General features: G+C 67.0%; 11 protein-coding genes and 1 pseudogene. 5 read left to right on the top strand and 7 right to left on the bottom strand.

From position 1 onward, the window contains the following. Positions 1–25: 25 nt before the first annotated feature. Complete coding sequence (locus AC5QAH_RS07320; protein WP_006422551.1) at positions 26–1063, bottom strand: type IV pilus twitching motility protein PilT; 1038 nt, start codon at positions 1061–1063, stop codon at positions 26–28. Positions 1064–1150: 87 nt separating this feature from the next. On the opposite strand from AC5QAH_RS07320, the gene AC5QAH_RS07315 reads away from it, so the two are divergent. Next, entirely contained in the window at positions 1151–1828 is a 678-nt protein-coding gene (locus AC5QAH_RS07315; protein WP_043398305.1) for a YggS family pyridoxal phosphate-dependent enzyme, read from the top strand. 18 nt (positions 1829–1846) lie between these two features. Then, positions 1847–2668 carry a pyrroline-5-carboxylate reductase gene (proC, locus tag AC5QAH_RS07310; protein ID WP_043398301.1) on the top strand — a complete coding sequence of 274 codons (822 nt, stop codon included), beginning with the start codon at positions 1847–1849 and terminating at the stop codon, positions 2666–2668. A gap of 59 nt (positions 2669–2727) precedes the next feature. Here proC and AC5QAH_RS07305 read toward each other — a convergent pair whose 3' ends face one another. After that, positions 2728–3603: a LysR family transcriptional regulator gene (locus AC5QAH_RS07305; RefSeq protein ID WP_262102703.1), complete on the bottom strand. Its 876-nt coding sequence runs from the start codon at positions 3601–3603 to the stop codon at positions 2728–2730. A gap of 71 nt (positions 3604–3674) precedes the next feature. On the opposite strand from AC5QAH_RS07305, the pseudogene AC5QAH_RS07300 reads away from it, so the two are divergent. Further along, positions 3675–4304, top strand: a pseudogene (locus AC5QAH_RS07300) (short chain dehydrogenase); the annotation flags it as partial. Positions 4305–4377: 73 nt separating this feature from the next. Here the strand turns inward: AC5QAH_RS07300 and soxR are convergent. After that, a complete protein-coding gene (soxR, locus tag AC5QAH_RS07295; protein WP_010483703.1) occupies positions 4378–4812 on the bottom strand; it encodes a redox-sensitive transcriptional activator SoxR in 435 nt (144 codons plus the stop codon). A gap of 29 nt (positions 4813–4841) precedes the next feature. On the opposite strand from soxR, the gene AC5QAH_RS07290 reads away from it, so the two are divergent. Next, the gene (locus AC5QAH_RS07290; protein WP_049453585.1) at positions 4842–6263 is read left to right on the top strand and encodes an MFS transporter; all 1422 of its coding nucleotides are present in this window, start codon (positions 4842–4844) and stop codon (positions 6261–6263) included. A 38-nt stretch (positions 6264–6301) separates the two neighbouring features. Here AC5QAH_RS07290 and AC5QAH_RS07285 read toward each other — a convergent pair whose 3' ends face one another. Both AC5QAH_RS07285 and AC5QAH_RS07280 read right to left on the bottom strand, forming a co-directional pair. Continuing rightward, on the bottom strand, positions 6302–8323 hold the full coding sequence (locus AC5QAH_RS07285) for an esterase/lipase family protein (RefSeq protein WP_049453583.1): 2022 nt from the start codon (positions 8321–8323) through the stop codon (positions 6302–6304). Then, positions 8323–9297, bottom strand: coding sequence for an Lnb N-terminal periplasmic domain-containing protein (locus AC5QAH_RS07280; protein WP_049453581.1), 975 nt, complete (start codon positions 9295–9297; stop codon positions 8323–8325). The genes AC5QAH_RS07285 and AC5QAH_RS07280 overlap by 1 nt, the downstream gene beginning before the upstream one ends. Positions 9298–9468: 171 nt before the next feature. Between AC5QAH_RS07280 and AC5QAH_RS07275 the strand changes: the two genes are divergently transcribed. After that, positions 9469–9873 (top strand): GFA family protein, encoded by a 405-nt coding sequence (locus AC5QAH_RS07275; protein WP_049453579.1) that lies wholly within the window; start codon positions 9469–9471, stop codon positions 9871–9873. Between the two features lie 271 nt (positions 9874–10144). On the opposite strand, the gene AC5QAH_RS07270 is transcribed toward AC5QAH_RS07275, so the two are convergent. Beyond that, entirely contained in the window at positions 10145–13246 is a 3102-nt protein-coding gene (locus AC5QAH_RS07270; protein ID WP_049453577.1) for an efflux RND transporter permease subunit, read from the bottom strand. A gap of 4 nt (positions 13247–13250) precedes the next feature. Next, a complete protein-coding gene (locus AC5QAH_RS07265; protein ID WP_495232225.1) occupies positions 13251–14426 on the bottom strand; it encodes an efflux RND transporter periplasmic adaptor subunit in 1176 nt (391 codons plus the stop codon). Positions 14427–14561 lie beyond the last annotated feature (135 nt).

The raw sequence follows: 14561 nt of genomic DNA, 5'->3' as shown, positions 1-14561 counted from the left end.
CACGCCGCCCCGTTGCGGCCCCGCCTTACTCGAACAGGCGCTTGTCCTTGGCGTAGTCGCGGGCCTGGTTGCGGGTGATCAGGCTGCGCTTGACCAGGTCCTGCAGGTGCTGGTCCAGGGTCATCATGCCGTACTGCTGGCCGGTCTGGATGGCCGAATACATCTGCGCCACCTTGTCCTCACGGATCAGGTTGCGGATGGCCGGGGTGCCGACCATGATTTCCCACGCAGCGGTACGACCGCCACCAACCTTCTTCAGCAGCGCCTGCGAGATCACGGCACGCAGCGATTCGGACAGCATCGAGCGCACCATCGGCTTTTCGCCGGCCGGGAACACGTCGATGATGCGGTCGATGGTCTTGGCCGCCGAGCTGGTATGCAGGGTGCCGAACACCAGGTGGCCGGTTTCCGCGGCGGTCAGCGCCAGGCGGATGGTTTCCAGGTCGCGAAGTTCGCCGACCAGGATGATGTCCGGGTCCTCACGCAGTGCCGAGCGCAGCGCTTCATTGAAACCATGCGTATCACGGTGCACTTCGCGCTGGTTGATCAGGCACTTCTGCGAGGTGTGCACGAATTCGATCGGATCCTCGACGGTGAGGATGTGGCCGTATTCGTTCTTGTTGATGTAGTCGATCATCGCCGCCAGCGTGGTCGACTTGCCCGAGCCGGTCGGACCGGTCACCAGGATCAGGCCCTGCGGCTGCTGGATCACTTCGCGGAACAACGGCGGGCAGGCCAGGTCCTCGAGGGTGAGCACCTCGGACGGAATGGTACGGAACACCGCACCGGCGCCGCGGTTCTGGTTGAACGCGTTCACACGGAAGCGCGCCAGCGACGGAATCTCGAAGGAGAAGTCCACTTCGAGGAATTCCTCGTAATCGCGGCGCTGCTTGTCGGACATGATGTCGTACACCAGCGCATGGACCTGCTTGTGGTCCAGGGCTGGGATGTTGATCCGGCGAACGTCGCCGTCCACGCGGATCATCGGCGGCAGCCCTGCGGACAGGTGCAGGTCGGACGCTTTGTTCTTTACGGAAAACGCCAACAGTTCGGCGATATCCATGAGCGGCTACTCCCCAATAACGGCTTCGACTGGAAGGATCTTTCCCCGGGCGGCAGTATAGCCTCCTGATTCAACGGAACGCGTTACGTGGCCACTCCCCTGCCCCAGATCCTGAGCAACCTGCATGCCGCCGCCGAGGCCGCGGGCAGGCCCGATCCACGCCTGCTGGCTGTTTCCAAGACCCAACCGGCCGAGGCCGTGGCTGCGCTGGCTGCACAGGGCCAGCATGCCTTCGGCGAAAACTATGTGCAGGAAGCACTGGCCAAGATGCAGGCGCTGCAGCACCTGGCACTGGAATGGCACCTGATCGGCCACCTGCAGTCGAACAAGGCCGATGCCGTGGCCAGCCATTTCGACTGGGTACAGAGCGTGGACCGCCCCAAGCTGGTGACTGCGCTGGCACGCCATCGCCCGGCCGCGCGCGGCCCGCTGAACGTACTGATCCAGGTCAACATCGACGACGAATCCAGCAAGCATGGCTGTGCACCGGAAGAAGTGGATGCACTGGCCGCGGCGATTGCCGCTGAACCCACCCTGCGCCTGCGCGGACTGATGGCGATTCCCGCGCCGTGGCCCGAGGCCGAGCGCCGTCGGGATGCATTCGTGCGCATGCGCACACTTTTCCAGTCGCTGGCTGCCCAGCACGCGCAGATCGACACGCTGTCGATGGGCATGAGCAGCGACTACGCCGAAGCCATCGCCGAGGGTGCCACCCTGGTGCGGATCGGCACCGCCCTGTTTGGCGCGCGCCCGCGCCCGGCCTGATTTTCAAAGGAGACGTCCATGGCAGCTGATTCCATCACCTTCATCGGCGGCGGCAACATGGCCCGCAGCCTGATCGCTGGCCTGATCCGCCAGGGCGTGCCGGCCGCGCACATCCACGTGGCCGAGCCGGTGACCGCACTGCGCGCGTCACTGGCGGCGGACTTCGGCGTGCAGGTGCATGACAACGCCGCAGATGCCGCCGCGCAAGGTGGCACCTGGCTGCTGGCGGTGAAGCCGCAGGTGCTGCGTGAGGTCTGCCAGTCGCTGCGGGCACTGGCCCAGGCAAACCAGCCGTTGGTGGTGTCGATTGCCGCCGGTATCACCAGCGCGCAGCTGGAACGCTGGCTGGGCGGCAACCTGCCGGTAGTGCGCGCGATGCCCAACACCCCGGCCCTGCTCGGCGCAGGTGTGACCGGCCTGTTCGCCACACCGTCGGTGGACACGCAGCAGCACGCACAGGCCGAGAAGGTGCTGGCCAGCGCAGGCCGCACCGTGTGGATCGACAGCGAGGCGCTGATGGATTCAGTGACTGCCGTATCCGGCAGTGGCCCGGCCTATGTGTTCCTGCTGGCCGAAGCGATGGAAGCGGCGGGTATTGCCCAGGGCCTGCCAGCCGACGCCGCGCGCACGCTGGTGGTGCAGACCCTGCTGGGTGCCTCGCGCATGCTTGATGAAGCCGGTGAGAGCCCGGCCGAGCTTCGCCGCCGCGTGACCTCGCCGAATGGCACCACCCAGGCCGCGATCGAGAGCTTCCAGGCCGGTGGCTTCGAGGCCCTGGTGGACACCGCACTGCGTGCCGCACAGGTGCGTGGGCAGGAACTGTCTGCGGCGAATGATTGATCCCGATGCGTGCCGACCAACGGTCGGCACCCACCGTCATCCACGCCTGGCGTGGATGCTCATTGCCCCAATGTGGTCATGACGAAATCGACGAAGCACTGCAACCGCGGACGCGGCCTGCGGTCGGGCAGGTAGATCAGGTGCATCGGCCGTGGTTCGGGCAGGTAGTCGCGCAGCAGCGGCTTCAACCGCCCTGCCGCGATCTCGCCGGCCAGCAATGCGGTCGGCTGCAGCACCAGCCCCGCGCCGGCGACCGCCGCTTCGCGCAACGCAAACCCGTCATTGCAGGTCAGGCGCGCCTCCCAATCCACCTGTTCGCCATTGGCCAACTGCCAGCCGTGGCCACCGCGCCAGGCCAGATGGCTCAGGCAGTCATGCCCTTCCAGATCGGCGGGCGTACGCGGCGTGCCGCGCTTGCGCAGGTAAGACGGCGCCGCGCACAGGCTCATCGCATACGGCGGCAGCGGCCGCGCCACCACCTCCTGCGATGGCAACGGCCCGACCCGGATCGCCACGTCGAAGCCGTCCTCGATCAGATCCACACGGCGGTTGCTCAGGTCCAGTTCGATGTTCAACTGCGGCTGCGCGCGCAGCAGGCCGGCCAGTTGTGGCGCCAGCACGCAGCTGCCCCAGGTGGTGGGTGCGCTGACCCGCAGCAGCCCGCGTGGCTGTATCTGCAGTCCGGCCACGTCGGCCTCGGCCTGCTGCACCTGCTCCAGCACCTGCCGGCACCCGGCCAGGTAGGCGCTGCCGGCTTCGGTCAGGCGCTGGCGGCGGGTGTTCCGTTGCAGCAACGCGGTGCCCAGGTGCGTCTCCAGCTGCTGGATGTACTTGCCGACCATCACCGCCGAGACCTGCAGCTGTTCGGCAGCCCCTGCGAAGCTCCCGCGCTCGGCCACGGCGACGAAGGCCTGCATGCAGCGAAGGGCATCCATTGCTAATCCAGAGTTAGGAATCTGCGAATCATACGCCGCTTACCTAACCGCACCGTGACGGCGCAGACTGCGCTCACTCCCTCACGCAAGGAACGGCCATGAAGATCCTCCTCGTCGGTGCGAGCGGCACCCTCGGCCAGGCAGTCGCCCGCCAGCTCGGCCAACAGCATCAGATTCTCGCCGCCGGCCGCAGCAGCGGCGAACTCCGAGTGGACCTGACCGATGACGCCAGCGTCGCCGAACTGTTCGCGCGTACCGGCCCGGTCGATGCGGTGATCTCCACCACCGGCTCGGTGCACTTCGGCCCGTTGCAGCAGATGACGCCAGCACAGTTCAACATCGGGCTGCAGGACAAGCTGATGGGGCAGGTGCGGCTGGCACTGGCCGCCCAGCACCACCTCAACGCCGGCGGTTCGATCACCCTGACCAGCGGCATCATCAGCGCCCAACCGATCCGCGATGGCGTCAACGCCACCGCCGTGAACGCCGCACTGGAAGGCTTCGTGCGTGCGGCAGCACTGGAACTGCTGCCGCGCGGCCTGCGCATCAACGTGGTCAGCCCGAACGTGCTGATCGAATCGATGGCGGCGTACGGCCCCTACTTCCCGGGCTTCGAAGCGGTAAGCGCGCAGCGCGCGGCGCTGGCCTTCCAGCGTGCAGTGGAAGGCATCCAGAGCGGCGAGACGATCACGGTCTGGTAAGAAAAAAGGGGACGGAGGGGATTAAGTCGTTAATGCACAAACGACATAATCCCCTCCGTCCCGTTTTCGTGGGTCACTCCCAGCGCATCGGGCCGTCGCCGCGTTCGCCCAGGATGTCTTCGGGATTGGCCAGGCGGCAGCGCTGCAGCGACAGGCAGCCGCAGCCGATACAGCCGGTCAGCTCATCGCGCAGCAGCTGCAGCATGTGGATGCGCTCCTCCAGCTCGGTGCGCCAGCGCGCGGACAGCTTGGCCCAGTCGGCCTTGGTCGGTGCGCGGCCCTCGGGCAGGCTTTCGAAGGCACGGCCGACGGCTTCCAGTGGCATGCCCACCCGTTGCGCGACACGGATCACGGCCAACCGTCGCAGCACGTCACGGCTGTAGCGACGCTGGTTGCCCGAGGTGCGCAGGCTGCTGATCAGCCCCTTGCGCTCGTAGAAATGCAGCGCCGAAACCGCCACGCCACTGCGCTGGGAGACTTCGCCTACGCTCAGTTCCTGGGACACCATTGCTTGACCTCAACTGCAGTTGAGGTGGCATGCTGCTATCTTCGCCGCCAGTTGACAAGCGCGGCCCGCATCCAACTTGTATGTCCCCCACTGTTTCGCCCGCCGACGCGGTTGTGCAGGCTGATACGTCGATCCTGTCCCCCCGCTATCGCGCCACCACCCTTGGCATGGTGGCGCTGGTCGCGCTGCACGCCTTCGAGGCCTTGGCGGTGGCGGCCGCCATGCCGACCGTGGCCGTGACACTGGACGGCCTGCGCCTGTACGCACTGGCCTTCGGCGGTACCCTGGCCACCAGCGTGATCGGCATGACCCTGGCCGGGCGCTGGGCCGACTGCCACGGGCCGGCACGGCCGCTCTGGTACGGGTTGGCCTGCTTCGTCCTAGGCCTGCTGCTGGCCGGCTTTGCCATGCGCATGGGCATGCTGGTGGCAGGACGCCTTCTGCAGGGCCTCGGCGCGGGCGCGATCTCGGTTTCGCTGTATGTGATGGTCGGCCGCAGCTACCCCGAGCACCTGCGGCCGAAGGTATTCGCCGCCTTCTCGGCCGGTTGGGTGGTGCCATCGATGGTCGGCCCGGCGTTGAGCGGCCTGATCGTGCAGCATCTCGGCTGGCGCTGGGTGTTCCTGGCCGTGCCACTGCTGGCCATTCCGGCCGCGCTGCTGCTGCGCCCGGCACTCACGCGCATGCAGCCCACCGATGGCGGCCTCGCCAACGATGGGCGAGGCAACGTTGTGCGCTGGGCCAGTGGTGCCTCGCTGGCGGCGCTGCTGCTCTACTTCGGCGGCCAGCAGCAGGGCCTGCCTGCGCTGCTCTGCATCGGCGTGGCGATGCTGGGGCTGCTGTTCTGCGTGCATCGACTGCTTCCGCCCGGAACCCTGATCCTGCGCCGTGGCCTGCCCAGCGTGATCGCGCTGCGCGGCGTCGCGGCGGCCGCATTCTTCGCCTGCGAGGCCTACCTGCCGCTGCTGCTGCAGCGCGAACGCGGGCTCTCGCCCAGCTGGGCCGGTGCCGTGCTCAGTCTTGGCGCACTGGGCTGGTTCGCCGGTTCATGGCTGCAGGGTCACCAGCAGCGTGGCTGGTCGCGCCAGCAGCTGTTGCGGGTGGGCACAACGATGATGACGGTCGGCATCGCCGCCACGCTGGCCGTGCTGTTCAACGTGGTGCCACTGCCGGTGTCGCTGCTCGGCTGGGCCGTGACCGGCTTCGGCATGGGCATGATCTACGCGAGCCTGTCGGTGCTGACGCTGTCGTTGTCGGCGCCGCAGGAGCAGGGTACCAACACCTCGGCACTGCAGCTGAGCGAGGCGCTGTCGGTGACCACCGCGCTGGCGGTTTCCGGCGCGCTGTTCGCGCTGTTCGTGCAAAGCGCACCCCACACCGGTTACGTGCTGTGCCTGGCGATCACCTTCGGCCTGGCGCTGCTGGCCACGGTGATCGCGCGGCGGGTGTAACGCCGCCGCATTGCGGGATTGCCGGCCAGCGGCCGGCACTACCGGGTGCCAGTCCCCATGTCATCAATATCCCGATGCAGGATGCGCCGCACCTCCAGCACCGCCTGCGGGGTCTCCTGCACGCTGTGGCCGGAAATGATCACCTTCTCCGACAATGCGCCCGGCAGGTGTGCGCTCCAGTACGGCACCAGCCCGTCATCGGACTTCTCCACCGGCAGTTCCGGTTTGCGCTGGGCGATGATCGAGTGGTACTTCAGGCCCGCTTCGATCGGCAGCTGTGCGGCGGCCTTCACGAACGGATCGCTGGCCTTGAGGTTGTCGATGCTGTTCGGGATCTTCGGCTTGGCGGTGCCATCGACCTGCTGCTCGGCCTGCGCCAGTGCCATGAACACGTCCTCGAACTTGCCGAGAATGGTCAGCGGCAGGCGCACCAGGCGACCGATCAGGCGGCCGACCTTGTTGCCGGCGATGTCGGTACCCTGGTGCGGTGCGGCGATGAAGATCGCGCGTTCCACGTTCGGCTGTGCCTTGAAATGCAGCAGCGGCCCCAGCTTGTTCTGCACCCGCTTCAGCCGTTCACCCTTCAGGTCGTAGTTGGCCAGCAGGTCATTCCACAGCACGTCGCCAGAGTCGCTCACCAGCAGCCGCGCCAGTACACCGCCCATGCTGTGGCCGATGTAAACCATGTCCTTCGAGGCACGCGTGCTGCCGTTGGGGTCGAAATGCTTCAGCGTGTCGTTGAACGCATTGGCGATCTCGTAGCGGTTCAGTGCGATCGGCGCATTGGTCGGGTAATAGACCTGCCACACCTGGAACTGCTGGCGCAGCTCGGGATCGCCCATGATCTCATTGGCCAGGTTCACCCAGGCTTCCGGGCTGCTGGCCAGGCCATGCAGCATGAAGATGATGCGCCGGTTCGGGTCCCAAGGCTGCATCAGGTAAATGTGCGGCTCGCCGATGCCCTCGCTCATGCCGAACAGGGTGCGCAGCGACTGCCGGGCGAAGCCACTCTGCGCCAGCCACAGGCCATAGGCCGCGGTGAAGTTGCCGGCCAGCGGTACCTGCTCACCGTGCAGGGTGATGCGCTCGGTGGCTTCCGGCGAATAGGCATCCAGCTCGACCCGGCGTGTGCGCATCACGTCTTCCAGGCTGCTGCCCTCGAAACGCAGCAGTGCGGTGACGTTGATCGAGGACATCTCACTGAATTCGGGCACCGAATCGTCATGGCGATGACGACGGCCACGGTGCGCGTCGTCGCCGTCGTCCTGCGTGGTCTCGGCCTTCGGGCCATCGGGTTCGATCACCGGCGCGACCAGCTTCGGCGGATCCATCACCATCACCAGCTCGGCGCCGAAACCATCGCGGCGATAGGTGCTGCGCAGGCCGACGAAACTGACGGTACCGGCCGGCACCAACTGCGCCGGGATGCTCTTCAGGTTCAACTGCTGGTAGTTGGAGGCCAGCGACCAGCTGCCGACCGAGACCGGCTTCGTGTAGTCCTCGCCGGCAAGTGCCGCCGCACGCGCACGCACGAACAGCACCACCGCTGCTTTCTCGGCCGCGTAGTTGTAGTAGTCACGCACCTGCGTCTGCCGGTCCTCGAAGGCACGGTCGGATGGGGACCTGCCGCTGTAGAACAGATACGCATACGCGTAACGCGCCGCTTCCAGCCAGGCATCCAATGCCGCATCGCTCATCGGCGGATCACCCGCTGCGGTCTTCTTCGGTGTCAGCGCCAGCGCGGCCTTCACCCACAATTCGGACAGCGCCGACAGCCGCTGCTCGACATTGAGGTCATCGGTCATCAGCAGCGTGCTGCGGCAGACCAGAAAGTCCTTCTCGCACTGCGACTCGTCCAGGCCCGCCGCGCTGAGCGTCTCGCGCGCGGCTGGGCTGAGCTTGCCGGTGTTGAGCACATCCGCGCGCTTGTTGACCAGCGAATCGCTGGATTTGACCTGCTTGACGGTCACCATCGCACAGCCGCTGCTGCCCAGCAGCAGGAAGGCGGCAAGCAGCGCCGGCAGCATGCGCTGCCAGCGGGTCAGAAAGAGTTGGGTCATTACTGTGGGTCCTGCTCGGTGCCGGGCACGCCCTGGCGGATCACGGTGGAGAAGTGCGGGCCATCGCCTAGGTCCAGCGCACGCTGGGTGATGCGGCCCTTGTCGTGCAGCTCGGCGTACGGCACGCCTGGAGTGAGCGCGCCGACCTCCTGCGCGTACTCGGCCAGGTAACCGGACAGCAGCAGGCGGTAATCCAGCGGCAGGCGCGGTGCGATGTGGCGGGCCAGGTCGAAGACGATGGTGGTGCAGTTGCTGGTCAACGTGTTGTAGAAGCCGGGCTTCGCATCCAGTTCGCGGGCCTGCGCGATGTACGCAGCGAACAGTTCCTTCAGCTGCGTGCGGTCCATACCATGCAGGCGGTACAGGTAGACGTCCTCGCCACGCGCGTTGGTGCGTGTGCGGATGATGTCGGTCTCCTCCGACGCCACCAGGGTCATCTCGAACTTGCGGAAGAAGCCGCCCAGCGCCGAGAACGACTCACCGCGCTCCTTGCGGATCTCCAGCGAGAACACCACGTGGCGACCGTCCTCGAAGCCGAACGAGATCAAGGTGTGGGCGATGGCCGGGCCCATCCAGTACGACAGCACCAGGTCGGCCGAGCGCAGCTGGTCCAGGTCGTACTCGCGGCGCACCCAGTGTGCGTCATAGTCGGTTTCAGTGCGCCAACTGAAGTCACGCACATTGTCCAGCACGACGTGGCGGCCATCGAAGGACACCACGTGCAGGCGCTGCGCCACGTCATCGGCCCACAACCGGTCCTGGCGCGGGGTCAGCAGCAGCCACCACAGGCCGGCCAGTGCCAGCGATGCCCCGAACGCCAGACCCAGGCGGCGCGAGGCACGGCCCCGCGCGACCCGCCACGACGCCCACAGCGCAACCAGCAGCCACAGCCCGGCGACGCCGGCGGCCAGCCAGCCCGGCCCAGGCAACTGATAGGCCAGCAGCCCGGTCACCCACAGCGCCAGCAGCGCCATGGCACTTCCTGTCATCCAACGTCCTGCGGCGTTCACTGGCATCCTGTCGCGGTCTTGAAGCCGCATAGTTAGCCATAAGCGGGTTCACCGTGGCATCTACGGCCCGTTCAGGCAGGCCGGTGCACCGTCGGCGGCGGCCTCTGCGGCCAGATTCACCTCACAGGAGCAACGATGGGCATCACTTCCGTGGCCGGCGTTCCGGTCCAACCCCGGCATCGCGCCACCTGCCACTGCGGCACGGTCGAACTGCTGCTGGACCTGCCTGATGGCATCGTCGATCCGCGCCGCTGTGACTGCTCGATGTGCCGCCGCCGTGGCGCCATCGCCGCCAGCGTCGCACGCGCGGGCCTGCAGGTGGTGCGCGGGCAGAACCACCTGCAGCTGTACCAGTTCAACACGCATGTGGCCGAGCACTATTTCTGCGGCGTGTGCGGCATCTACACCCACCACCGGCGTCGTTCCAACCCGGACCAGTACGGCTACAACGTGGCCTGCCTGGAGGGCATCGACCCGTTCGCACTGGGCATCATTCCGGTCAACGACGGGGTCAACCACCCCGCCGACCGCACCGCCTAGTGGCGTGTGCGCCGCGGCGGTGCGGCGACCTTCTGCCAAGGCGCCATGCCGCTGCGCCCGGCCCGCACCGGGCGTTTCAGCCAGGGCCGACGGGGCGTCGCCTGTGGTTCGGCAGCGACCGGGGGAGGGACAGGTCTGCGGCCAGGCCAGAGATGGTCGAGCAGCCACATGGCAGGTCTCCGTGGGGGACGGGGACGACCTACGCTAGCGACAGCTGGGCAAAGGACGGGTGATGGCGCTGCGGCAGCCAGATGACAGCCGCGCCCCCCGCTCACTCCTGCCGCCGTGACCGGCCCAGGCGGCGCACCAGCACGAAGAACAATGGCACCAGCACCACCGCCAGCACCGTGCCGGAGACCATGCCGCCGATCACGCTCATGCCGATCTCACGACGGCTGACCGCACCGGCACCGGTGGCCAACGCCAACGGAATCACACCGGCCACAAAGGCCAACGACGTCATCACGATCGGCCGCAGGCGCAGGCGTGCGCCCTGCAGCGCGGCCTCTACCGCTGAGCTGCCCGCGCGATAGCGGGCCTCGGCGAACTCCACGATCAGGATCGCATTCTTGGCTGACAGGCCGATGGTGGTCAGCAGCCCGACCTGGAAGTAGATGTCGTTGACGAAGCCCGCCGCGGTGGTCGCCAGCACGGTACCGATCACGCCCAAGGGAATCACCAGTACCACGGCCACCGGCACCGTCCAGCTTTCATAGAGCGCAGCCAGGCACAGGAAGATGAAGGCAATCGAGGCCAGGTAAAGCCACAGCGTCTGGTTGCTGGCCAACCGCTCCTGGTAGGACAGGCCACTCCACTGCAGGTCGAATCCCGCCTGGTCCGCAATCAGCGCCTGCATGCGCTGCATCGCCTCGCCCGAACTGCGTCCTTCGGCGGCACTGCCCTGGATCTGCATCGCCGGCAGACCGTTGAAGCGCTGCTGCAGCTGGGGCCCGCGCGCCCAGTGGCTGCTGGCGAAGCTGGCGAACGACGCCATCTGGCCGTTGCCACCGCGCACATACCACTGGCCGATGTCGTCGGGCACGCTGCGGTAGGGCTGGTCACCCTGCATGTAGACCCGCTTGACCCGGCCACGGTCGAGGAAGTCGTTGACGTAGCTGCCGCCCCAGGCCGCGGACAGGGTGGAATTGATGTCGGCCTGGGACAACCCCAGCGCGCTGGCCTGCGCATGGTCGATGTCCAGCCGCAGCTCGGCCTTGTCGCCGAGGCCGTTCAGGCGCACCGAGGTGAGCCCATCGTCTTCGCCGGCCGCACGCACCACCTGTTCCTGCGCTGCCTGCAGGGCCACGCGCCCGGCGGCGCTGGTGTCCTGCATCCACAGTTCGAAGCCACTGGACTGGCCCAGTCCACGCACCGCCGGCGGTGCAAGCACATTGACCCTGGCATCGGGCAACCCGCGGAAGTAGGCATTGGCACGCGTGATGATCGCCGCAGCGGTGTTGTCGCCGGTACGCTCATCCCAGGGTTTCAGTGCGAGGAAGCCCTGTCCGGCGTTCTGGCCGGTGCCGGCATTGTTGCGGCCAACCACCACGAACACCACGTCCAGGTTCTGCTTCTCGTGCTCCATGAAGTAGCGGCTGATCTGCTCGCCGAGCGCTTCGGTACGCGCCATCGGCGTGCCCTCCGGCGTGGAGAACTGGAAGGTCACCTGGCCCTGGTCTTCCACCGGCAGGAAGCCGGTGGGCATGCGCGCGTACAGCGCAATCATGGCGACCACCACCAGCAGGTAGAACGCCATCCAGCGCCGCGGCCGGGCGACCACGCCACCGAGCTTTCCCTGATAGGCCAACTGGCTGCGCTCGACACCCCGGTTGAAGGTCCTGAAGAAGCGGCCCTGCGGTTTCTGCGCCGAAGATGGCTTGAGCAGGGTCGCGCACAGCGCCGGGGTCAGCGTCAGCGCGACAAGCGCCGACAGCGCCATCGCAGATGCAATGGTGATCGAGAACTGGCGGTAGATGATGCCGGTGGAACCACCGAACAGGGCCATCGGCAGGAACACCGCGCCCAGCACCACGGTGATGCCGATCAGCGCGCCGGTGATCTCGCCCATCGATTTTTCGGTGGCCTCGCGTGGCGGCAGGTGCTCGTCGTGGATGATGCGCTCCACGTTCTCCACCACCACGATCGCGTCGTCGACCAGCAGGCCGATCGCCAGAACCATCGCAAACAAGGTGAGCGTGTTGATCGTGAATCCGGCGACCGCCAGCACGCCGAACGTGCCCAGCAGCACCACCGGCACCGTGATCGCGGGGATCAACGTAGCACGCAGGTTCTGCAGGAACAGGAACATCACCACGACCACCAGCACGATGGCCTCGATGAGGGTATGGATGACACCCTCGATCGAGACCCGCACGAACGGTGTGCTGTCGCGCGGATAGGCGACCTGCAGCCCGGGCGGGAACGTTGGTCGCAGGCGTTCGATCTCCTCACGGACCGCATCCGCGGTGGCCAGCGCGTTGGCCCCGGAGGCCAGCGTGACCGAGAAACCCGCCGCCGGATAGCCATTGAGATAGCTGCTGGTCTGGTAGTTCTCGGCACCGATCTCCACCCGTGCCACGTCGCCCAGGTGCACTGCAGCGCCGCTGGGAAGCGTGCGCAGGATGATCGCGCGGAACTGTTCGGGCGTCTGCAGCCGCGACTGGGCAGTGACGGTGGCATTCAGGCTCTGCGTTGCGCTGGATGGCAATGCGCCCAGTTCGCCGGCCGTGACCTGGGTGTTCTGGGCCTGGATGGCCGTGCGCACGTCGGCCGGCATCAGGTCGTAGGCGCGCAGCTTGTGCGGGTCCAGCCACACGCGCATCGCATACGCCGAGCCGAACACATTGATCTCGCCGACACCCGGAATGCGGCTGATCGGATCCTGCACGTTGCTGACCAGGAAGTCGGAAACATCCACCCGTTCCATGCGCCGGCTGGTGTCATACAGCGAGACCACCATCAGCGAGTCGCCCTGCGACTTGGCGACCGTCACGCCCTGCTGCTGCACTTCCTGCGGCAGCCGGTTGATGGCCTGGTTGACGCTGTTCTGCACCTGGACCTGGGCAATGTCCGGGTTGGCGCTCTGGTCGAATGTGACCGTGATGCGCGCCTGCCCCGATGACGAACTGGTCGACGAGAAATACAACAGGTGATCGATGCCTTTGATCTGCTGTTCGATCACCTGGGTGACGCTGTCTTCCACCGTCTGCGCCGAGGCGCCGGTGTAGTTCGCGGTGATGTTGACCTGTGGCGGTGCGATGTCCGGGTACTGTTCGACCGGCAGCTGGCTGACGGCGATCGCGCCAAACGCCATGATGCAGATCGCCAGCACCCAGGCGAACACCGGGCGATGGATGAAGAAGCGCGGCAGCATCTGCTCAGTCCTTCCCGGCCGGTGCCGGCGCAGACTTCACCCGTACCGCCATGCCATCGGCCAGGCCCTGCGTGCCGGCCACCACCACCTGTTCACCGGCGGCCAGGCCATCGAGCACCAGCCACTGATCGCCCACCGCACGCGCGGTGCGGAACAGGCGCAGCTTCGCCTTGCCGCCCTCATCCACCACCCACACCTGCGCCTCGCCCTTCGGGCTGCGGTCGACCGCAGCCTGTGGCACCAGCAGCGCCTGCTGGCGGGTGCCCTGCCCCACCAGCGCGCGCACGTACATGCCTGGCAGCAGCTGCCCGGCGGGATTGGGAAAACGTGCACGCAGGGTGATGCTGCCGGTTTCCTGCTGCACGTCGATATCGGCAAATTCCAGAGTGCCGGGCAACGGATACGCGCTGCCATCGGACAGCCTCAGCCGCACCGCAGCGGTGGTGGCCTGCACGCCACCGTCGGCGATGGCGCGGCGCAAGGCCAGGTACTCGTTGCTGGACTGGGTGATGTCCACGTTCATCGGGTCGACCTGCTGGATCCGCGCCAGCGGGTCGGCCTGGCCAGAGGTGACCAGCGCCCCCGGTGTGAACAGCGCACGGCCGATGCGCCCGGCAATCGGCGCGGTCACCGTGGCGAAACCAAGCCGCGTACGTGCGGTATCCAGGCTCGCCTGTGCCGCGTGCACCGCGGCTGCGGCCTGCTGCCCACTGGCGATGGCGTCATCCACGTCCTGGCGCGCGGCCAGCTGCTCGCCGCCCAGCGCCTGCATCCGTTGCGCGCGCAGGCGTGCGGTCACTGCCGCCGCTTCGGCGGTCTTCAGGTTGGCCTGAGCCTGATTCAACGCCGCCTGGTACAGGGCCGGTTCGATCTGGAACAAAGGCTGCCCGGCACGCACGGTTTCGCCCTCTTCGAACAGGCGTTTCACCAGCACGCCATCCACCTGCGGGCGCACATCCGACTCCTGCGATGCGATGGTCCGCCCCGGCAGCTCCTGTTCCATCGCCAGCGGCCTTTCCTGCAGGGTCAGCACCTCCACCTCGTGAAGCCTGCCGGCCGGCTTGGGCGCATCCTTGCCGCAGGCCGTCAACAGGCCGAGCAGAACGAGCGCAAGCAGCGCTGGCCTCCGGATCGGCAGTGGCCGGGCGTGGTGTGGCAGCGGGGTGGGCAGGAGGTTCATCGGGTGCCGGGGTTCCGCGCGCCGGGGGGAGACGCTCGGCGCCGAATATAGAAGACCTGTGCGCGGAATCCGGCGAATCGCGCATGAAACATTTTTCATTTGCAGTCACCGCGAGCGGTTGCGAGGATGGCAGCC

The sequence above is a fragment of the Stenotrophomonas sp. YJH_SMC_43 genome (genome assembly GCF_059372535.1).
Note: the sequence above shows the minus strand (reverse complement) of the source record. Positions and strands in the feature narration are given on the sequence as shown.

What these genes read in the sequence shown, in the direction of transcription:
- AC5QAH_RS07320 (WP_006422551.1), bottom strand. Translation starts at nt 1,063, where the DNA reads ATGGATATCGCCGAACTGTTGGCGTTTTCCGTAAAGAACAAAGCGTCC.
- proC (WP_043398301.1), top strand. Translation starts at nt 1,847, where the DNA reads ATGGCAGCTGATTCCATCACCTTCATCGGCGGCGGCAACATGGCCCGC.
- AC5QAH_RS07305 (WP_262102703.1), bottom strand. Translation starts at nt 3,603, where the DNA reads ATGGATGCCCTTCGCTGCATGCAGGCCTTCGTCGCCGTGGCCGAGCGC.
- soxR (WP_010483703.1), bottom strand. Translation starts at nt 4,812, where the DNA reads ATGGTGTCCCAGGAACTGAGCGTAGGCGAAGTCTCCCAGCGCAGTGGC.
- AC5QAH_RS07290 (WP_049453585.1), top strand. Translation starts at nt 4,842, where the DNA reads ATGCTGCTATCTTCGCCGCCAGTTGACAAGCGCGGCCCGCATCCAACT.
- AC5QAH_RS07285 (WP_049453583.1), bottom strand. Translation starts at nt 8,323, where the DNA reads ATGACCCAACTCTTTCTGACCCGCTGGCAGCGCATGCTGCCGGCGCTG.
- AC5QAH_RS07280 (WP_049453581.1), bottom strand. Translation starts at nt 9,297, where the DNA reads ATGGCGCTGCTGGCGCTGTGGGTGACCGGGCTGCTGGCCTATCAGTTG.
- AC5QAH_RS07275 (WP_049453579.1), top strand. Translation starts at nt 9,469, where the DNA reads ATGGGCATCACTTCCGTGGCCGGCGTTCCGGTCCAACCCCGGCATCGC.
- AC5QAH_RS07270 (WP_049453577.1), bottom strand. Translation starts at nt 13,246, where the DNA reads ATGCTGCCGCGCTTCTTCATCCATCGCCCGGTGTTCGCCTGGGTGCTG.
- AC5QAH_RS07265 (WP_495232225.1), bottom strand. Translation starts at nt 14,426, where the DNA reads ATGAACCTCCTGCCCACCCCGCTGCCACACCACGCCCGGCCACTGCCG.